General features: G+C 40.1%; 23 protein-coding genes and 1 pseudogene. 2 read left to right on the plus strand and 22 right to left on the minus strand.

Going from position 1 to position 20,237, the window contains the following annotated elements:
- Positions 1–38: 38 nt before the first annotated feature.
- The 18 genes and pseudogenes from lysA to RCG19_RS01780 all read right to left on the minus strand — a co-directional run bounded on the left by lysA (position 39) and on the right by RCG19_RS01780 (position 15,898).
- Positions 39–1,343, minus strand: a complete 1,305-nt coding sequence (lysA, locus tag RCG19_RS01695; RefSeq protein ID WP_308109443.1) for a diaminopimelate decarboxylase — start codon at positions 1,341–1,343, stop codon at positions 39–41.
- 153 nt (positions 1,344–1,496) lie between these two features.
- Positions 1,497–2,987: a spore germination protein gene (locus RCG19_RS01700; protein WP_308109445.1), complete on the minus strand. Its 1,491-nt coding sequence runs from the start codon at positions 2,985–2,987 to the stop codon at positions 1,497–1,499.
- Positions 2,971–3,549 carry a stage V sporulation protein SpoVABEA gene (locus RCG19_RS01705; RefSeq protein WP_308109446.1) on the minus strand — a complete coding sequence of 193 codons (579 nt, stop codon included), beginning with the start codon at positions 3,547–3,549 and terminating at the stop codon, positions 2,971–2,973. Before RCG19_RS01705 ends, RCG19_RS01700 begins: the two co-directional genes overlap by 17 nt.
- 29 nt (positions 3,550–3,578) lie before the next feature.
- Positions 3,579–4,004 (minus strand): stage V sporulation protein AB, encoded by a 426-nt coding sequence (locus tag RCG19_RS01710; protein ID WP_166240972.1) that lies wholly within the window; start codon positions 4,002–4,004, stop codon positions 3,579–3,581.
- On the minus strand, positions 3,991–4,614 hold the full coding sequence (locus tag RCG19_RS01715) for a stage V sporulation protein AA (protein ID WP_308109448.1): 624 nt from the start codon (positions 4,612–4,614) through the stop codon (positions 3,991–3,993). Before RCG19_RS01715 ends, RCG19_RS01710 begins: the two co-directional genes overlap by 14 nt.
- Positions 4,615–4,892: 278 nt before the next feature.
- The gene (gene sigF, locus RCG19_RS01720; RefSeq protein WP_166240968.1) at positions 4,893–5,651 is read right to left on the minus strand and encodes an RNA polymerase sporulation sigma factor SigF; all 759 of its coding nucleotides are present in this window, start codon (positions 5,649–5,651) and stop codon (positions 4,893–4,895) included.
- Positions 5,652–5,663: 12 nt separating this feature from the next.
- The gene (gene spoIIAB / locus RCG19_RS01725) at positions 5,664–6,104 is read right to left on the minus strand and encodes an anti-sigma F factor (protein ID WP_166240966.1); all 441 of its coding nucleotides are present in this window, start codon (positions 6,102–6,104) and stop codon (positions 5,664–5,666) included.
- Entirely contained in the window at positions 6,105–6,455 is a 351-nt protein-coding gene (spoIIAA, locus tag RCG19_RS01730; protein ID WP_166240963.1) for an anti-sigma F factor antagonist, read from the minus strand.
- Between the two features lie 135 nt (positions 6,456–6,590).
- Positions 6,591–7,763: a D-alanyl-D-alanine carboxypeptidase family protein gene (locus tag RCG19_RS01735; RefSeq protein ID WP_308109449.1), complete on the minus strand. Its 1,173-nt coding sequence runs from the start codon at positions 7,761–7,763 to the stop codon at positions 6,591–6,593.
- Positions 7,764–7,917: 154 nt separating this feature from the next.
- Positions 7,918–9,222: a pyrimidine-nucleoside phosphorylase gene (locus RCG19_RS01740; RefSeq protein ID WP_166238153.1), complete on the minus strand. Its 1,305-nt coding sequence runs from the start codon at positions 9,220–9,222 to the stop codon at positions 7,918–7,920.
- Between the two features lie 29 nt (positions 9,223–9,251).
- Positions 9,252–10,072 (minus strand): annotated as a pseudogene (locus RCG19_RS01745) (purine-nucleoside phosphorylase).
- 15 nt (positions 10,073–10,087) lie between these two features.
- Positions 10,088–11,272 carry a phosphopentomutase gene (deoB, locus tag RCG19_RS01750; protein ID WP_308109451.1) on the minus strand — a complete coding sequence of 395 codons (1,185 nt, stop codon included), beginning with the start codon at positions 11,270–11,272 and terminating at the stop codon, positions 10,088–10,090.
- Positions 11,273–11,531: 259 nt separating this feature from the next.
- The gene (xerD, locus tag RCG19_RS01755; RefSeq protein ID WP_308109452.1) at positions 11,532–12,425 is read right to left on the minus strand and encodes a site-specific tyrosine recombinase XerD; all 894 of its coding nucleotides are present in this window, start codon (positions 12,423–12,425) and stop codon (positions 11,532–11,534) included.
- 5 nt (positions 12,426–12,430) lie between these two features.
- A complete protein-coding gene (locus RCG19_RS01760; protein ID WP_166238161.1) occupies positions 12,431–12,658 on the minus strand; it encodes a YqzK family protein in 228 nt (75 codons plus the stop codon).
- A gap of 165 nt (positions 12,659–12,823) precedes the next feature.
- The gene (locus tag RCG19_RS01765; protein WP_166238163.1) at positions 12,824–13,288 is read right to left on the minus strand and encodes a ferric iron uptake transcriptional regulator; all 465 of its coding nucleotides are present in this window, start codon (positions 13,286–13,288) and stop codon (positions 12,824–12,826) included.
- Between the two features lie 111 nt (positions 13,289–13,399).
- A complete protein-coding gene (gene spoIIM / locus RCG19_RS01770) occupies positions 13,400–14,044 on the minus strand; it encodes a stage II sporulation protein M (RefSeq protein ID WP_308109453.1) in 645 nt (214 codons plus the stop codon).
- A gap of 139 nt (positions 14,045–14,183) precedes the next feature.
- Positions 14,184–15,347, minus strand: a complete 1,164-nt coding sequence (locus RCG19_RS01775; protein ID WP_308109454.1) for an endonuclease Q family protein — start codon at positions 15,345–15,347, stop codon at positions 14,184–14,186.
- Positions 15,344–15,898: an NUDIX domain-containing protein gene (locus RCG19_RS01780; protein WP_166238169.1), complete on the minus strand. Its 555-nt coding sequence runs from the start codon at positions 15,896–15,898 to the stop codon at positions 15,344–15,346. The genes RCG19_RS01775 and RCG19_RS01780 overlap by 4 nt, the downstream gene beginning before the upstream one ends.
- Positions 15,899–15,970: 72 nt before the next feature.
- On the opposite strand from RCG19_RS01780, the gene mciZ reads away from it, so the two are divergent.
- Both mciZ and RCG19_RS01790 read left to right on the plus strand, forming a co-directional pair.
- Complete coding sequence (gene mciZ / locus RCG19_RS01785; RefSeq protein WP_308109456.1) at positions 15,971–16,102, plus strand: Z-ring formation inhibitor MciZ; 132 nt, start codon at positions 15,971–15,973, stop codon at positions 16,100–16,102.
- A 78-nt stretch (positions 16,103–16,180) separates the two neighbouring features.
- Entirely contained in the window at positions 16,181–17,092 is a 912-nt protein-coding gene (locus RCG19_RS01790; protein WP_308109457.1) for an aldo/keto reductase, read from the plus strand.
- Between the two features lie 82 nt (positions 17,093–17,174).
- Here the strand turns inward: RCG19_RS01790 and RCG19_RS01795 are convergent, their stop codons facing one another.
- The 4 genes from RCG19_RS01795 to RCG19_RS01810 all read right to left on the minus strand — a co-directional run bounded on the left by RCG19_RS01795 (position 17,175) and on the right by RCG19_RS01810 (position 20,133).
- Complete coding sequence (locus RCG19_RS01795) at positions 17,175–17,429, minus strand: YqkE family protein (RefSeq protein ID WP_308109458.1); 255 nt, start codon at positions 17,427–17,429, stop codon at positions 17,175–17,177.
- Between the two features lie 105 nt (positions 17,430–17,534).
- Complete coding sequence (locus RCG19_RS01800; protein WP_308109459.1) at positions 17,535–18,203, minus strand: 3-oxoacid CoA-transferase subunit B; 669 nt, start codon at positions 18,201–18,203, stop codon at positions 17,535–17,537.
- A gap of 23 nt (positions 18,204–18,226) precedes the next feature.
- Entirely contained in the window at positions 18,227–18,916 is a 690-nt protein-coding gene (locus RCG19_RS01805) for a CoA transferase subunit A (protein WP_166238179.1), read from the minus strand.
- A 29-nt stretch (positions 18,917–18,945) separates the two neighbouring features.
- Entirely contained in the window at positions 18,946–20,133 is a 1,188-nt protein-coding gene (locus RCG19_RS01810; protein WP_308109460.1) for an acetyl-CoA C-acetyltransferase, read from the minus strand.
- Positions 20,134–20,237 lie beyond the last annotated feature (104 nt).

Consider the following 20,237-nt stretch of genomic DNA (forward strand, 5'->3'; position numbering starts at 1 on the left):
TAACCCAAAAAAGCTGCCGCGTTTGCGACAGCCTTTTCTTATTTTAACGGTAAATCTAATCTTACTAAATCTTCATATGATTCTCTTTTTACAACTAGGGCTGCTTTCCCGTTTTCAACAAATACAACAGCAGGACGTGGAATTCGGTTATAGTTGTTTGACATAGAATAACCGTATGCACCCGTGCAGAAAACAGCAAGGATATCCTCCTCACCTGCTTCTGGCAGTGGTAAATCCCAGATTAACATATCACCAGATTCACAGCATTTTCCGGCTATGGAGACCGTTTCATTTGCTTTCGCTAATGGTTTATTAGCAAGAACGGCTTCATACTTTGCCTGATAAAGTGCAGGACGAATATTATCGCTCATTCCACCATCAACTGCTAGATACTTTCTGACACCGGGAACTTCTTTGGAAGACCCCACCTGGTAAAGAGTAATTCCCGCATCGCCGACAAGTGACCGGCCAGGCTCAATCCAAATTTCCGGCATGGTTAATGAGTACTGATCCGTTAATCTTTTCACTTCAGTAATAATTTCACTAACATATTGTGATGGCTGGATCGGCTCATCCTCTTTTGTATAGCGGATCCCGAAGCCTCCGCCAAGATTTAACACCCTTGCTTCGAAGGATAACTCATGCTTCCAGCATTCCATCTTTTCAACAATTTTCTTTGCAGCAAGTAAAAAACCAGTTGTTTCAAAAATCTGAGATCCAATGTGACAATGAAGGCCAAGAACATCAAAATATTCAAACTGAATGGCTGCTTTTAAAGCCTCTTCTGCCTGTCCGTTTTGGAGGTCAAAACCAAATTTGGAATCCTCCTGACCTGTTAAAATATAGTCATGGGTATGTGCTTCTATTCCGGGAGTAACCCTCAAGAGGATACTGACCTTCACATTTTTTTCATGGCAAAGTGCTTTCAAAAGTTCCAATTCTGTAAAATTATCTACCACAATACAACCAATTCTTTGGTTTAAAGCCATTTCTAATTCTTCGCGGCTTTTATTATTTCCATGAAAATGTATTCTTTCTACCGGAAACCCGGCTACAATTGCGGTATACAATTCGCCGCCTGAAACGACATCAAGTGATAATCCCTCTTCTTCTGCTAACTGGATCATCGCAACAGTCGAAAATGCTTTACTTGCATATGCGACTTGTGCCTTAACATTTAGGTCATCAAATGTTTTTTTAAAGCCCCGCGCCCTTTCTCTCATTAAGGCAACATCGTATACATATAGAGGCGTTCCAAATTGCCGTGTTAACTCAACAGCATCCACCCCGCCTATTTCCAAATTTCCGTTTTTATTTACACCCGTTGATCCGTAAAAATACATTCTATTCCCTCTCTCCTGCACAACTCACTATAGTTTATGTAGACCATTATAATAAATAAATAGACAGAATCTCCATAAGATACTGCCTATTTTTAATCCTTTATCCCTTTATTTAATTAAAATTACTTTAGCATAACTGTAAAAAAACCGCAATTATTTCTCATTCGCCCCAGGAGGCTGTCGGAAACGATTTCGAGGGTGCACGATACTTGGTCTTAAGAGTGAACCTGGAATTGCCCTTCGGAAGACAATCTGCATAAATCCTTTTGGTTCAAACGGGAGAAACGGCCAGAAGTATGGTGTATTAAGGGCACGCATTTTAACAACAAATAAGAATAATAAAGTACTACCAATAATAAAGCCAGGTGTATGGAATATAGCTACTAAAATCACTAAAGCCATTCTAGCCATTTTATTGGCCACACCTAACTCATAGCTTGGGGTCGTAAATGTACCAATCCCAGACACAGCAACATAAAGAATGACCTCCGGCACAAATAAACCCACATCAATCGCAATTTGACCAATCAATACCGCTGCAATTAAGCCCATTGCTGTTGATAATGGCGTTGGGGTATGTATGGCTGCCATTCTTAAAAATTCAATCCCAAAATCGGCTAGTATTAATTGAACAACTACCGGAATATTGGTTTGTTCATTTGGCCCAATAAAGGATACCTTTTCAGGTAATAAGGAAGGCTCCAGTACAAACAATAACCATAAAGGAAGTAAGGCAATCGATGCTAAGACACCTAAAAACCGTGTCCATCGGACAAACGTCCCCATTGCCGGTGATTCCCGGAATTCCTCCGCATGCTGTACATGATGGAAATAGGTAGCAGGTGAAATAATGACACTTGGAGATGTATCACAAAAAATTATGACATGCCCCTCTAAAATATGTGCCGCAGCTACATCTGCTCTTTCCGTATATCTAACCAACGGAAAGGGATTCCAGCCTTGTTTCACAATAAACTCCTCTATCGTCTTATCTGCCATTGGAATGCCATCCACATCAATAGCCTGAAGTTCTTTTCTGAGAATATTTAGTAATTCTGCGTCTGCCACATCTTCTAAATAACCTAACGCTACATCCGTTTTCGATCGAACCCCCACTTTAAACATTTCAAAGCGCAATCGTTCGTCCCGGATTCTTCTTCTTGTTAGAGCCGTATTAAGCACAATGTTTTCAACAAATCCATCACGAGCACCGCGAACAACCTTTTCAGTATCAGGTTCTTGTGGAGACCTCCCTGGATAGCTTCTAACGTCGATAACAAGGGCTGTATTTTCCCCCTCAATTACTACTGCAATTAACCCGGACAAAACTTGAACGACAATTTTATCAAGCGTTGTAACCCGTTCAACCGATTGATTAACAAGCCTATTATCAATAACTTTAAATATGTCCGTTGATAATTTTTCATGATCATTGATTTCTACTAATTCTTCAATTAACTGAATGATATATAGTGAATCACATAACCCATTAACATAATAGATATGGACATCTTTCTTTAGAATTTTCAACTTCCTAATCCCGATATCAAAGCTTACCCCGAGTCCCACCCGTTGTTTCATATAATTTTCAATTTCATTCACAGATTCCGGGATTGGCCAATCTTGTTCATTTTTGACCGTCATGGAAACCACTCCTTTCAAGAATTAATTCCACTGCTTTTTTCGTGATCGGTGACCCAATTTTATAGGAATCGTGTCTTGCCATTTTGCCAATATCACCAACACCTACGACAATGGGCACATCCAATTCATCAAGACAATAAACGGTATCTCCATTTATTCTCCCAATTTCCAGTTCTGCTATACCAAACTTATCTACCCCATAGGGTGTAACCTCTCCATCGCGATCGATACTTATATCGACCCTTGACCATTCCTCATGTCTTGATTTTGCAGCAACTGCAATGACCCCCAGAACTTCAATATCCTTATGTAATGCAACATATTTCAATGCGGATTCGCCTGCCCCTTCCCCCACGATGCCGCTATCATCAAACATTACTAATATGGGGTCATGTGCCGCTTGTTTAATTAATTTAACGATTTCTGGACCCGATAATGTTGTCGGATTTCCATGAGAACTGGAAATGCATCGCCCGCCGATCTCATGTGCAACATGCTCAATAGCTCTTTTTGCATAATCATCACCGTCTGTAACTAAAATAACGCGCCTCCGTTTGCTCATACTTTGATGTCCTTTCATGTCAAACCCTTTTAATGATGAACAAAATATAGCCATTGAAAAATAGCACCAAATATTTTTCCGAATACGATTGCCATGATTAAAATGATTATTTGTCCATCCAGCCTGATTCTTTTCACAAGAATTGGCAGGACATTTAGCACCTCAGTTAGTGCTGCCGCCATCATACCTACAAATATCCCACCAGTAATGCCTAATGGAATCAAAAAAAACGATGAAATATGTAATGCAGGATCCCTAAGGCTTGATAATACCCCTGTCAAAGCACCAATAACCACAGCCCATTCATACTGGTGAATCATTTTCATTGTTTTGCTTAGCTGCATCAGTCTTGGTATCACCCCAAGTACTGTAAGGAATGCCACAAAACCTGAACCAACCGTCAATCCACTTGCTAAACCTAAAAAGAGAACAGCCAAAATTTTAATCGTCGTCATTTAGTTTTTTCATACTTTCCTTATTTTCATGGATAATCACATAATTATCTAAATCCAATTGATAATTAAACATTTCTACTTCAAGTGGACTGGGTTCCTCATTGATTCTCTTCTTAAAAACATGATTAAAGAAAAGAATCATTCCTAGACCTAAACCAATGGAATAAGGAATTTGAAAAAGTAGTGGCTTTGCTTCTTTCTCACCCGTTATGATGGTATAGATTTTCTCATGCACACTTCTCATACTCACATCATCATGAAAATTCATAATTGCCATTGCTGAACCAAAAAATAGCAGAAACCATATTAAAAGAAAAAAAGGAATAGAAACACCTTTCTTTTTAAACGTTACTTCAATAATCGTTTGTGCAGGACCAATGGTTTGAACTTCCAAATCCCCAAACGTTTTAACGATCAATTTGATGACTTTCATCACATCTATAACCACAATATTCCGGTCCTTAGCAGTTAATTGATGAATCATCATTGAGTTTAAATTTGCTAGGATTTCTTCCGGGGCAATGATTTGGGCAACATCCTTTAGTAAAACTTTTTCTTCCGGTGCGGATTGGACTCGATTCCGCATGCGGATGTAAACTGTATTTTCCAAAACATTCACTTCCCAAACAGTGTTTTCCTTGTATATGTAGTATGTTTAATAGGGTGTAGGTTCATGTATGAAATTTAGAAAAGCGCAAGAGCCCTGGTCAGCGGCGTATGGCCTGGAGCGCTCCAACTGAGATAAAGGAAACACGAAGAGCCGTCAGCGATTCGATGTTGACTTATCGTAGGGCGGAGAGCGAAGGACACTAGCCGCTAGGGCGCTGGAGCTGGACATTTCTCAAAGTCGAATGATATAAATTCTAATACAAAGAAAAACCGTATGGATTAGAGATCCATACGGTCTTTCATTTGTTGTAAAATCTTTTTTTCCAATCTTGATACTTGCACCTGGGAAATCCCCAGCCTCAGGGCTACTTCAGATTGTGTTTGATCCTTATAATAACGCAAATAAACAATAAGTCTTTCCCGTTCATCCAATTCCCGGATTGCTTCTTTTAAAGCAATTTTATCAAACCATTTACCTTCATTCCCGTCATCAATTTGATCCAGCAATGTAATTGGATCCCCGTCGTTTTCATAAACTGTTTCATGAATGGATGAAGGTGTTCGGCTTGCTTCTTGAGCAAGGATTACATCCTCAGGCGAAAGGTCCAAATGTACCGAAATTTCATTGACTGTCGGAATTCTGCCCAATATCTTTGATAATTCATCCTTTGCTTTTCGGATTTTATTGCCCATTTCTTTCAGTGATCGGCTTACCTTTACGGTTCCATCATCACGAATAAATCGTTGAATTTCACCAATGATCATCGGTACAGCATAGGTGGAAAACTTAACATCATATGAAAGGTCAAACTTATCAACTGATTTTAATAATCCGATGCAGCCAATTTGGAACAAGTCATCCGGGTCATAACCCCTATTAAGAAACCGTTGGACTACAGACCAGACGAGCCGCATATTTTTTTCAACAATTAAATCTCTTGCTTTTTGGTCTCCCTCTTGGCTCTTTTTAATGAGCTCTTTCACTTCATGATCCTTTAAATACGTTTGACTTTTTTCGTTCTTGACCTCCACATCCATTGGCAAGTCTCCTTAATTGCAAAGCATTTTGCTGGAATTTAAATGCTTCCGTAATCTAACCTCGGTTCCTCGACCTGGCTGTGTATGAACCTCTACCTCATCCATGAAATTTTCCATGATGGTGAATCCCATACCGGACCGTTCTAAATCCGGCTTCGTTGTAAATAATGGCTGACGAGCTTCCTCCACATCTTTAATACCAAAACCATCATCCTTAACGGTCATTTCAATCAAAGTATCCTCAATGGAAACATGAATGTGCACCATTCCATTTGGATCATTTTCATAACCATGAATAATCGCATTGGTCACGGCTTCTGAAACAACTGTTTTTATTTCTGTCAACTCATCCATTGTCGGATCAAGCTGGGCAATAAAGGCAGCAACAGTTACACGGGCAAACGACTCATTTTGACTTAATGCACTGAATTGAAGGTTCATTTCATTCTTCATTCAGGCCACCCCCAATCTTTGCAATGCAAATTCCTCAGTCGGCTCCATTTTAATAATTTTAAATAGACCTGACAAATCGAATAGTCTTTGTATTGCAGGGGAAATTGCACAAACAACCATTTCACCGTGCACTTGTTTTATTTGTTTATATCTTCCTAAAATAACCCCTAATCCAGAGCTATCCATGAAAGAAAGGTGTTCTAGATTCAAGACAATATGACGTATATTATTTTTTTCAATGACCGCTGTCGCTTTCTCGCGGAGTTCATCCGCTGTATGGTGATCTAACTCACCACTTAAGCGAATACATAAGACATCATGTTTAGTTTCTATATCAATAATAAGACTCACTATCCCCGGCCTCCTTAATCTGGTATAGTGAGTCAATTCGCTTAGCAAACGGTAATATCCTTCTACCAATACAAAACTAGTCTTATTTCGCTAAAAATAGTCGTGATCGTTTAGGTTTCGACATGCTGCGACTGTTTACTTACCTGCCTTGGTAAACATCCCAAATGATCGTTTATATAATGTCCACCATCCGGCTTCTTTTATATCCTTATCTGCTACTAATGGGCTTTCAAGAATGACTTTTCCGTCCTTAATGAGCTTAATCGAGCCAACTTTGTCACCCTTCTTAATCGGAGCATTTAGATTTTTCTGGAAGACAATTTTTTGTTTCACATCCTCAGTCTTTTCACCTTTTTTGGTTAACAATGAAAGTGGTTCACTTGTCACAGCCCTGACTGACTTTTCTTTCCCTTTACTTATTTTTGCTTGACCAATTGATTGATTCCGCTTAAACATGGGATGTGTTTGATATTGGGCAAAGGCATAATTGAGCATTTTGGTTACTTGCGCATTTCGTTCCTTTGAGGTCGGAGCTCCAAAAACAACAGCAATGACACGCATGCCATCTTTTTGTGCTGTTGCCGTTAAGCAGTATTTTGCTTCTGCGGTAAAGCCCGTTTTTAGACCATCTACACCAGGGTAGAATCGGACTAGTTTATTTGTATTGACAAGCCAGAATTTTTTATCTGTATTTTCACGAAGATATGCTTCATACATACCTGTGAATTTGGTAATGTCCTCATATTTCAGAAGCTCTTTTGCCATCACAGCCATATCCGCCGCTGTGCTATAATGCCCACTCACAGGAAGTCCGGTCGTATTTTTGAAGATCGTATGCTTTAAACCTAGTTCTTTTGCCTTCTCGTTCATCATATCAACAAAGGCTTCTTCGGAACCTGCAATTTTTTCGGCCATGGCAACAGAAGCATCATTTCCAGAACCAATCGCAATTCCTCTTAACATTTCTTTCGTTGTCATTTCTTCGCCTGGCTCAAGAAATATTTGTGAGCCGCCCATTGAGGCTGCATATTCGCTGGCACGGACCTTTTCATCCCATGTTAGCTTTCCTTGATCCAATGCCTCCATTATTAAGAGCATCGTCATGATTTTAGTCATGCTCGCTGGCGGCAGCTCCTCATTACTATTTTTCTCATAAAGCACTGTACCCGTATCACGTTCAATTAAAATAGCGGATTTAACATTGCTGACGATATCCGTACCCTTTTTTTCCTCAGCAGCAAAAGCAGATGGACTCCATAAACTTGTAAGTAATAAAGATGTCACTAATAAAGTAACAAATCGTTTCATTTGCATAACCCTCCATTCTGTATAGCCTCCATTTTTTCCAAAAATAATAATCTTATACAATAATTTCCTCTGAAGTTAATAAAAAATAGGGTGACAGGCACCATGTGAATTTTTCACATGGTGCCTGTCACCCTTTACCATTTTTCTATTGTGTTTATTGTGTTATTTCTTCGTGAATGAGGATTGGTGCATCTATTTTGGCTGTTGAAATCCTAATATTTTGATATAGTTTTTCTTTTACTTCTTCAACATTTTCAAAGTTGCTGTATATGGTTACAATTGATTCGCCTTTTTTCACTTGGTCTCCGATTTTCTTTCTTAATACAAGGCCTACCGCTAGGTCAATTACGGATTCTTTTGTTGCTCTTCCTGCTCCTAACAACATGGCTGCCGTCCCAACCTCATCGGCCACAATTTCAGCTACATAGCCGTCCTCTTTTGCTTCAAGTTCAATAATATATTTTGCTTGCGGCATTTTAGATGGATCTTCGACAATGGAAGCATCCCCGCCTTGAGAGCTTAAAAATACTTTTAATTTTTCAAGTGCAGAACCATCTTTAATCACATTTTCCAGCATGGTACGGGCTTCTGTTAATGAATCAGCTTTTTTCGCTAAGTAGACCATATGACTTCCAAGGGTTAAACAAAGCTCTGTTAAATCTTCAGGACCTTCCCCTTTTAGGGTATCAATCGCTTCCTTTACCTCAAGTGCGTTTCCAATAGCAAATCCCAGGGGCTGACTCATATCGGAAATAACAGCCATTGTTCTTCTGCCCACATTATTCCCGATCCGAACCATTGCCTTAGCTAATTCACGTGAGTCGTCCAGTGTTTTCATGAAGGCACCAGCACCTGTCTTAACATCAAGAACAATCGCATCCGCACCGGCAGCAATCTTTTTACTCATGATGGAGCTAGCGATGAGCGGAATACTATCAACGGTAGCCGTTACATCTCTTAACGCATATAGCTTTTTATCAGCAGGTGTTAAATTACCGCTTTGCCCAATAACGGCAATCTTGTTTTTATTAACAAGATCCATAAATTCATCATTTTCAATTTCAACATGGAAGCCTTTAACCGCCTCTAATTTATCAATCGTACCGCCTGTATGACCTAAGCCGCGGCCAGACATTTTGGCAACAGGGACGCCCAGTGCAGCAACAAGCGGCCCAAGAACGAGTGTGGTTGTGTCACCTACGCCTCCAGTAGAATGTTTATCCACTTTAATTCCTTCGATTTGCGACAAATCAATTTGATCTCCCGATTCAACCATTGCCATCGTTAAATCGGCTCTTTCCTTTTCCGTCATTCCCATAAAGTAAATAGCCATTGTTAAGGCACTTACCTGATAATCTGGTATAGAACCGTCAGTGTATCCATTAATAATAAAGTTTATTTCTTCTGTTGATAGTTCATGTCCATCTCTTTTTTTCTCAATTAGGTCAACCATTCTCATTTTTATCACCACTTCATTAAATTGGTCATTTATTTTGCGATATTTTTTACAATTTCTTTTACATAGGCAAGGAAATCAGCTTTCACTCTTTCAGTCGTTTCAATTACCTCATCATGTGTTAACGGTTGATCAAGGATGCCGGCAGCCATATTCGAAATACATGAAATACCCAAAACCTTCATCCCACTGTGGCGGGCAACAATGACCTCAGGTACGGTAGACATGCCGACCGCATCCCCCCCATTACCCGAACCATTCGAATTTCCGCTGGGGTTTCATAAACTGGCCCTGGATTTCCAAAATAAACACCCTCTTTAACCTTGATGTTTAAGCGGCCTGAAACCTCCTTTGCAACCGCACGCAATTCTTTTGAATATGCCTCAGACATATCAGGAAAACGAACACCAAGATTAGAGTCATTAGGTCCAATTAACGGATTAGTCCCCATATTATTAATATGATCGGTAATAATCATTAAATCTCCGGCAGAGAAGCTTTCATTTACTCCACCTGCAGCGTTGGTGACGATTAACATTTCAACGCCAAGTTCTTTCATGACACGAACTGGGAATGTCACCTTGTCCATGCTGTAGCCTTCATAAAAATGAAACCGGCCTTGCATGGCGACAACCTCGATACCATTCAGTAATCCAAATACGAGTTGTCCGGCATGACCTTCAACTGTTGATACTGGAAAATCTGGAATTTCATTGTATGGTATTTTTACAGGGGTTGTAATTTCATCTGCTAGAACCCCTAATCCAGAACCTAAAATAAGACCTATTCTTGGTGTATTTGGATATTTTTCTTTTAAAAAGCTAGCTGCATTTTGGATATTCTCAAAGTTCATCCTTTTTCTCCTTCCTTATTCCAATTCATTTAAAAAGCTTTTACCATAGGTAGGCATTTTCACTTTAAAGTTGTCAGCAACAGTTGCTCCTAAGTCAGCAAATGTTTCCCGTAAAGGAAGTTCCTTTCCTTCTGCCATACTTTTTGAGTAAACAAGTAGTGGTACATATTCCCTTGTATGGTCTGTACCTGGAGCAACAGGATCATTTCCGTGGTCAGCTGTAATCATTAACAGGTCATCTTCCTTCATTTTTGCAAACACTTCTGGCAAACGCGCATCATATTCCTCCAGTGCTTTCCCATAGCCTTCAGGGTCACGGCGATGGCCGTATAACGCATCAAAATCTACCAAATTCACAAAACTAATTCCTGTAAAATCCATATCAAAGGTTTCGACAAGTTTATCCATGCCATCCATATTGGAAACTGTTCTAAGCGATTGAGTTACACCTTCCCCATCATAAATATCAGAAATCTTTCCGATGGCAATAACATCAAAGCCGGAGTCTTTTAATTCACTCATCACCGTACGGTCAAATGGTTTTAAAGCATAATCGTGTCGATTTGGTGTCCGTTTAAAGTTTCCTGGTTCGCCCAAAAATGGCCGGGCAATAATGCGACCTACCATATATTTTTCATCAAGTGTCAACTCACGTGCAATTTTGCAAATAGTATATAGCTCTTCAAGAGGGACGATCTCCTCATGAGCAGCAATTTGAAGGACCGAGTCGGCGGAAGTATAGACGATCAATGCGCCCGTTTTCATGTGCTCTTCGCCAAGCTCAACAAGAATCTCTGTTCCACTTGCAGGCTTATTGCCAATAATTTTTCGACCAGTCCTTTTTTCTAATTCAGATAAAAGTTCATCAGGAAACCCTTCTGGGAAAACGCGGAAGGGAGTCTGTATATTAAGACCCATGATTTCCCAGTGCCCTGTCATCGTATCCTTCCCATTAGAGGCCTCCATCATTTTTGTATAAAATGCTAGCGGTTTTTCTGCTTTTTCAATCCCCTTAATTTCACGAATATTACTGAGACCTAACTTTGCCATATTTGGCATGGTAAGTCCGTTCATTTTTTCCGCAATATGTCCATAAGTATCGGCACCTTTGTCACCAAATTTTTCTGCATCGGGTGCCTCACCAATACCAACCGAATCCATTACAATGATAAAAATACGTTTATATGTAGTTAGAGACATAGATTCTTCCTCCTTCTTTCGATAGAAACCGTTTGCAAACATAAAAGTAACACTGCTATGTTTCCCATTTTTTTAAAGAATATGAAACCTATTCAATTTTATTCGTCAGAAGTCTGACATCTATATTGTACTAAAAGATTTAAAAATTACAAGAAAAAAGCTGCCCAAAATTTCGGCAACTTTTTGACACTTTTGATCCATATTAGCGGGTGGGGAACGTAACTGATGGAAATTTCACTTTACTCAAACTAGCAGTCTATCATGCTCGCGGATGAAACTTACTATATACATCCTTTAATCTTGTCTTTGTAACACTTGTATATATTTGTGTAGTGGAAATATCTGCATGTCCTAACATCTCTTGAACGGCTCTTAAGTCTGCACCATTTTCCAGTAAATGTGTGGCAAACGAATGGCGAAGGGTATGAGGTGTAAGCTCTTTTTCTATTCCGGCTTCTTTTGCTAGTCTTTTTAAGATCTTCCAAAACCCTTGTCTTGTTAATCGATGACCTTGATGATTTAAAAACAAGGCATCATCACGGTGTTTTATGGTAACAAAATGAGGTCTTCCATTTTCAAAATATTGCTTAATTGCCTCCGCTGCAGTTCTTCCAATTGGAATAATTCGCTCTTTATTACCTTTCCCCATACAACGAACGAATCCCATAGTCAGATGGATGTCTTCCATATCAAGGCCAATTAGCTCACTTACACGAATACCGGTTGCGTATAGAAGCTCTAGCATAGCCTTGTCCCTTATTCCAAAGTGGTCATGTGGATCTGGTGCATTCAACAGAATCTCAACCTCGGTTAAACTTAATACCTTTGGAAGCGTCCTTTCAAGCTTTGGTGACTCAATTAGAACGGTTGGGTCTTGGTCTGTTGCCTTATCCCTTAATAAAAATTGATGGAAAGAGCGAACAGAGGCAATATGTCTTGCAAGTGTTTTTGCTGACTTCCCATGATCCTTTAAAAAGCTTAAAAAATGAATGATATGGACACGTTGTACCTCATTTAAAGCTTGAATGGACTCCACTTCTTTTAGATATTGAAGATAGCTTTTTAAATCACGTTCATATGAAACAATTGTATTCTTAGCCAACCCTTTTTCTACATTCAAGTAATTTATAAAAGCTTTTAACTGTTCTTCCATTACTTTTACTCCCCATTTAAATAAAACAACATCAGCCGATCCAACATGGATGAACTTTTTTCACTCACTGCCGTTGAAACTCTTAATGCAGCACCTTCTGGTTCATCATAGCGATGATAATTTTGGTATTCTTCGGATACCCACATGATACCATAATAAAAGAGAATCGTGCACCCGGTGAATAGGATAAAAACCTTTACCGTTTGCAGCGCCATTTTAATAAAAGAAATCATCCTTCTTCCCCCATTTGCGATTATCTAGTAAAAGGTATGCCTAATTGTACAAGTTTTATACCTGTAAATCGGAAATGGAGGGATTTATTTGTTACCGAATCAATGCGTCACCCATGTGGCCAGGAATGAAAAAAAGTCCTTTCGATTAAAAGGACCTTATTCTTATTATTCAGCTTTCTCTTCTTCTTTCACTTTATCTTGGCATCGGTAACAGATTCCGTGGAAGGTAAGGCGATGGTCTTTGATTTTAAAATTCCATCTGCGCTCGACAACCTCTTCTACGTCTTCGAGTAAATCTTCCTGGATTTCATCAACAGCACCACATTCAATACAAACAAGATGATGATGAAAATGAGCTGCCCCCTCCTGGCGTAGATCGTAGCGGGATACTCCGTCACCAAAGTTTATTTTATCGACAATTTTTAATTCTGTTAGCAATTCTAAGGTCCGATAAACAGTTGCTAAACCAATCTCAGGCGATTTTTCTTTTACGAGGAGGTACACATCTTCTGCACTTAAATGATCCTCTTCATTTTCTAGCAAAACTCGAACAGTTGCTTCACGCTGGGGCGTTAATTTATAGCTTGCAGAATGCAACTGTTTCTTAATTCTATCAATTCTAGTTTCCATCTTGAAGGCCCTCCCTCGCCACTGTTAATTCTCATTATAACAGATGACAAAAGAGATTCAAAATAAAATTATTATAAACAAGAATATATAATTTATATTATTTAATAACTATTATAAACTAGTAGAACTAATGATAGTCTTCATTAACCATGGTGATAAGTAGGCTTCAATCCCAGATGCCACAGAGATAAAAATAACTGCGGCCATCAAAGCAAAAATATATCCTTTAAAAAACGGTATAATAGGCTGGGAGTATTTTTTCATAAATTGCTTTCTAATCATTCTTAATGAGAATATTACTGAGAATGCGGCCATCAAAATGAACACAGGGATGATAATCACATTTTGGGGCAAAATCGATACCAAGGCTAGCATGAAGCCTTTCCATCCCATCTGGCTAACAAGAAAGCCAACTGTAAATCCAACCACCATCCCCTTTATAAACAAGAGGATAAGGATTACTGGCAGGCCGATAATCGATATCCCAAGGATCCACATAAGGCCGATAAACTTACTGTTATGGAAAAGGCTTTGCAAAAATAAGTCGTTGTCTTCTGCCACTTTACCGTCAGAAACTTGGCCAAAAAATTGAGACAGATAGTAGAATAAATCTTCTTTCTGAGTAATGCTCATGCTATTGACAACGATAGCCCCGAAGATTACCCCCATTAAAAATAAGACGACAATAAATAGGAAAATTGAGGAATGCTCACGGAAATAAGTAGCGGCATCGGACTGGTACAATCGTTTTTTCATCTGCTTTTCCTCCTATAATTCTCAAGGTAAGTTATTACATTCTATGCCGATCTAGTTTTTCTATGACCAAATTTTATTTAATAGAGTATCTAAAAACCCGATAGCCTGAGGCTATCGGGTTCGTTTTCGTTCTATTCTTTTAATCGGCGATTTTTCCGTATTTACCACCGCCGCCTGCAGCTAAATTCACTTTGCCTTCGCGTGCTTTCATGATAAGGTCAGCAATTTTGGGCGGGACCACCTCATGTAGTGCCTCATATGGAACCTCATGTAAAATGGCCATTTCACTGCCAAAGTGGTTGACAAGCTTTTCAAGTAACTTTGGTCCGAGTCCTGGAATGAATTCAAGCGGTACTTGATGGACGTATGGGGGCCGGTCTTCCCGTCGCTTTTCAGCTGTCTTCAGTTCGAGAATTCTGTCTGCTACCCCTTTAATAATCTTTTTGCTTCCGCAAAGCGTGCATATTTGGTCATCATCAGTGGCGGGATTATGACATTCCGCACACACTGTTTTGTGGTATTTTCCGAGATATGGATCAAGGCCATAATTGGCGATAATTTTTCGGTCGTCTTCACCCTTTAACGCCCTTTGCAATTCTAAAAACGTGGGTTGTTCCATCGCAATTACTTGGTATTCACGGGCAATTTTCGCCAGCGAGTGGGCATCAGAGTTGGTTACAAAGGTATATTGGTGTAACTCTTTTATCTGGTCTGCCATTTCGGTATTAGAGCTTAATCCTAGTTCAATCCCATCTATCAACTCTGGATCTAATACCTCTGTTAATGACTTGTTAACCCCTTTACCATATAAGCTTTTAAAGGGTGTAAACACATGGGCCGGTATAAAAATACCGCCTAATTCCTTTACTTTTTTTTGCAGGACACGACCAGTGACGTAAATTCGTTGAGAACTTAATTGAATATTTTTCAAATGCCCCGAAAGCCACATGGAGAAATCCCTCATCACTGAAAGATTCGGGAAATAACACAGTAAGTGAATCGGGCCGTTACACCCTTCATCATATATCTCCAATTCCGAACCGGGGATCACAGTTAAATCGCCAAAGACTAACCCGCCTTCCGGATGTTCAAAGACTTCTCCACTTTCAATCAGGCTTTCCATTTCTTGAATGACTTCAGGAGAATGACTGTCAATGATTCCAACCATATTGAGCCCTTTTTCATGGCGCGCATGTTCAATAATATTCGTAAACGTTAATGTTTTGGCCCCGGTGATTTTGACCGGCTTTCCAGTCCATGTCCGGCCGATATGAATATGTAAGTCTACATAGTAGCGATTCATTTATTTTTCAACGCCTCTTGTAATTGTAAGTATTGAACAGCAAATATTGTTTTTGCATCATAAATCTTTTGTTCCTTTACATATTGTTCCGCTTCTTCAAGCGTTAATTCCTCAAGATTGACAAACTCATCTTCGTCAAGAGCAGCAGCATTTTCCTTTTTGGTAAGTCCTTTTGCTAAATAGACATGGACGATCTCGTCGGCGAATCCGGGTGAAGTATAAAATGAAGTAAGTAGTTCCAGACTTTCACATTCATAACCCGTTTCTTCCTCTAATTCGCGGCGCGCGCAAAGTGCCGGTTCTTCGCCTTTTTCAAGTTTTCCTGCCGGTATTTCTACAATTATTCTTTCTAACGCTTTGCGGTATTGTTCAACCATTACCACTTTGTTGTCATCCGTAATAGCTAATATGGCGACAGCACCAGGATGTTTTATAATTTCACGTTTCGCCTGTTTACCATTCGGCAATTCAACATCCTGCAGATGGAGGCTGATTATTTTTCCTGAAAAAATTTCTTCGCTATGGAGCGTTTTTTCTTCGAGTTTAGTCATTACTGTCTCTCCTGTTCTTTCCAATTAGTTCTCGTCATACATTTTATCATACTTTAAATGGAGGGGTATGGGATGAAGGTTATCGTGCATGAAAAGGGAATTACCCTTGTTGGCAAGGGCTGGGAAATCCTGCAAAAGCTTAAGGAATATAACAAAGAATACGCTTCCGTTTCCGATTGGATTCAACATGTAACGCAAAAATAAGACCTGTTGTTTGTAGTCTGCCCTGTCCTTGCGTAAAATTATAAGAGAGCTAGTCAAGGAATAGGACGGGGTGATTTTTTGAAAAAGAGAAAGCTTGGGAATTCCGATTTGTATGTGAGCGAATTAGGGCTTGGTTGTATGTCTGTTGGCACAGAAGTGGCGGTTGCTCAGAGAATTATTGAGGCAGCACTTGAGGAGGGCATCAATTTTTTTGATACGGCCGATTTATATGATTTGGGTGAAAATGAAAAGATAGTTGGACAGGCTTTGAAGGATGTCCGGGAACAAGTCATTATTGCCACAAAAGTCGGGAACCGCTGGAACAAGAATCAGGAAGGATGGTCGTGGGATCCTTCAAAGACGTATATAAAAGAAGCGGTGAAAAATAGTTTGAAGCGGCTTGGAACCGATTATATTGATCTTTATCAATTACATGGGGGCACGATTGAAGACCCGATTGAGGAAACCATTGAGGCGTTTGAAGAATTGAAGACAGAAGGTTTTATTCGCTATTATGGAATTTCATCGATCCGTCCAAACGTAATCAGGGAGTATGTTGAGAAGTCCGACATTGTGTCTGTGATGATGCAATACAGTATGCTAGACCGCCGCCCTGAGGAAGAAGCATTACCTCTTCTTCGGGAACAGGGTATTAGTGTTGTCACTCGTGGGCCACTTGCCAAGGGACTATTAAGTGATAAATTGCTAGAAAAGGCTTCTGAAAAAGGGTATCTCGATTATAACTATGAAGAGCTGCGTGCGATATTACCTTTGTTAAAGGAAAAAGTGGCTGCAACCCGTTCGTTTACAGAAGTCGCTCTACAGTATAATCTCGCTAACCCTACTGTAGCATCTGTTATTGCCGGAGCAAGCAGCCCAGAACAAATTAAGAATAATGCCGAGGCAATCAGAAGCCAGCCGCTGTCTGAGAAAGATATTGCTGTGATTAATGAATTATCGAAGGCTAGTATCTATAAGGATCATCGTTAAAAAGGGATAAAGCATAAATTATGACATTGAGAATTGTCTAGCTCCAGCGCCCTAACGGCTGACCAGGGCGCTTGCACTTTTCTTATTTATATTCCTTCCAATTCATCCCGCTTTCGTTTAACAGTTCTTCAAATGATTTATTTTTTTCCTTCAGCCTGCGTTCTTCCCGCTTTCGCTCTTCATCCGCTGCATTTCTTTTTTCCTCTTCAGCCTTAAGGTGATCCTGTTGTTCTTTTAATTGCTTCATTAAGTTAGGATCAATTAAATCTTTCAGTGTTACCGCTGAATCTTCCTTTTTTGGTTTAGATTGATTATTTTGTTTCCTTTGCTTTTTCATTCTAAACGCCTCCAAAATCAAAATCTCGTTTTCTATTATACCATTTCAAACAATCTTCTTAATATTAAAAAGGTAGACTGTTCTTGCTCAGTCTACCTTCACGATTTAAAAAGCTTCTAATATAACATTTTCATCCACATGCAATGCTGCTTCTGTTGACGCGACAACTTCATCAACCGTAAACCCTTGGGCCACTTCCACAAGCCTTAACCCGGAATCAGTCACATCCATGACTGCGCGCTCGGTGATAATTCGGTTGACTACCCCTCTTCCCGTTAGTGGAAGGGTACACTCTTTTAAGATTTTTGATTCGCCTTTTTTATTTACATGCTCCATGATGACGATGATTTTCTGTGCTCCATGGACAAGATCCATTGCACCACCCATTCCTTTAATCATCTTTCCCGGAATCATCCAGTTCGCCAAGTCCCCTGTTTCAGATACTTCCATACCGCCGAGAATTGCTAGATTGACATGTCCGCCGCGAATCATCGCAAACGATTCAGCACTATCAAAATAGGCTGCACCACTTATGGCCGTCACCGTTTCTTTCCCGGCATTTATTAAATCAGGATCGACCATGTCTTCGTGAGGATATGGACCAATGCCGAGAAGTCCATTTTCCGATTGCAGGACAACCTGCTTATTTTCCGAAATATAATTGGCAACGAGGGTTGGCATCCCGATACCTAGGTTGACATAAAAGCCGTTTTCTATTTCTTTTTCTGCTCTAATTGCAATTCTTTCTCTGACAGAGGCCTTTTCATTTGCCATCGATGTTTCTCCCTTCCTCCACTCTATTTTTTCACGGTTAATCGCTCAATTCTTTTTTCCTGTGTTCCTTCAATAATTGTCTGAACATAGATGCTTGGGGTATGAATAAAATTAGCATCCAGTTCACCGATTTCATAAAGTGTTTCAACTTCGGCAATCGTCACTTTCCCGGCTGCGGCAATTATTGGATTAAAATTTCTTGCTGTTTTGTGGTAAACAAGATTTCCCATCTTATCACCTTTCCACGCCCTTACCAAACTAAAGTCGGCCGTCAGCCCCTCTTCTAGAAGATATTCCCGACCGTTAAACATTTTCGTTTCTTTTCCTTCGGCGATCGGCGTTCCTACACCTGCTGGCGTATAAAATGCCGGTATACCTGCCCCACCTGCGCGGATTTTCTCTGCCAATGTACCCTGCGGGGTCAATTCTACTTCAAGTTCACCTGTTAAAACCTGTCTCTCAAACTCTTTATTTTCACCTACATATGAGCCTATCATTTTTTTGATTTGTTTATTGTTTAATAGAAGACCAAGTCCCCACTCATCAATTCCACAGTTATTTGAAATGACCGTTAAATCCTTCACGCCTTTTTCTGCTAATGCTAAAATCAAGTTCTCTGGAATCCCGCATAAACCAAACCCGCCAACCATTAATGTTGCCCCATCCCGAATATCGGCAACCGCATCCTTGAAGGATGTACAAATCTTCTTCATTTTTGCCCTCTCCCCCTCATAGTAAGGTATTACGCTAGCTCAACAATCGTTGCGACCCCTTGACCACCGCCAATACAAAGAGTAGCCAATCCTGTCTGTGCATTTCTGCGTTTCATCTCATGGATTAAGGTTACGAGAATTCTTGCCCCGCTAGCTCCGATTGGATGTCCGAGGGCGATGGCACCACCATTTACGTTTAGGATTTCTTTATTAAAATGCAGTTCGCGGTCAACTGCCAAAGATTGTGCCGCAAAGGCTTCATTTGCTTCAATTAAGTTTAGATCCTCGATTGAAACAGATGCCTTTTCAAGTGCCTTTCTTACTGCTGGTACCGGACCGATTCCCATGATGCTTGGGTCTACTCCGGCACTTGCGTTTGCTTTGATTGTAACTAATGGTTTTATGCCAAGTTCATCAGCTTTTTTCTTGCTCATTACAACAACAGCCGCTGCCCCGTCATTGATTCCGGAGGCATTTCCTGCTGTTACACTGCCATCCTTTTTAAAAGCTGGACGGAGACCTGCCAATTTTTCCGCCGTAGTTCCCTTTTTCGGATATTCGTCCGTTTCAAATATGATAGGTTCACCTTTACGCTGTGGGATAACAACTGGAACGATTTCATCTTTAAATTTGCCCGCTTCCATTGCCCCAACTGCCTTCTCCTGACTCCATGCGGAAAATTCATCTTGTTCTTCCCTAGTAATTGAATACTTTTCTGCCAAATTCTCAGCCGTAATCCCCATATGATAATCATTAAAGACGCATGTAAGCCCGTCTGATGTTAACGTGTCGACTAATTTTTGGTCGCCCATTTTAAAACCGTCGCGGGCATTTTTTAACAAATATGGTGCCTGGCTCATATTTTCCATCCCGCCGGCCACAACGATTTCAGCGTCTCCTGCTAAAATAGCCTGTGTAGCCAGGTGCACAGCCTTTAACCCGGAACCGCAAACCTTATTTATCGTCAACGAGGAAACGCTTTCAGGAATCCCCGCCTTAAAGGCTGCCTGTCTTGCCGGGTTTTGTCCTAGGCCTGCTTGAAGCACGTTCCCCATGATGACTTCATCGACTTGTTCTGGCTTTATCCCGGCTTGTTCAAGCGCTCCCTTAATCACCGTGCCGCCTAATTCAGGTGCAGATACATGTTTTAAACCCCCATTAAAATTCCCAAGTGCAGTCCGAACCGCACTAACAATAACTACTTCTTCCAGACTCATTATGCTTCTCTCCTTCAACCTTTTTTACTTTTACTACTTCTAGGAAAACAAAAGAAAATCCTCTTATTTTGTCAAAATTTCTATAATTCTTGATTTTTTGAAAT

The organism is Neobacillus sp. OS1-2 (genome assembly GCF_030915505.1).
In the GTDB taxonomy this organism is placed as follows: domain Bacteria; phylum Bacillota; class Bacilli; order Bacillales; family Cytobacillaceae; genus Neobacillus.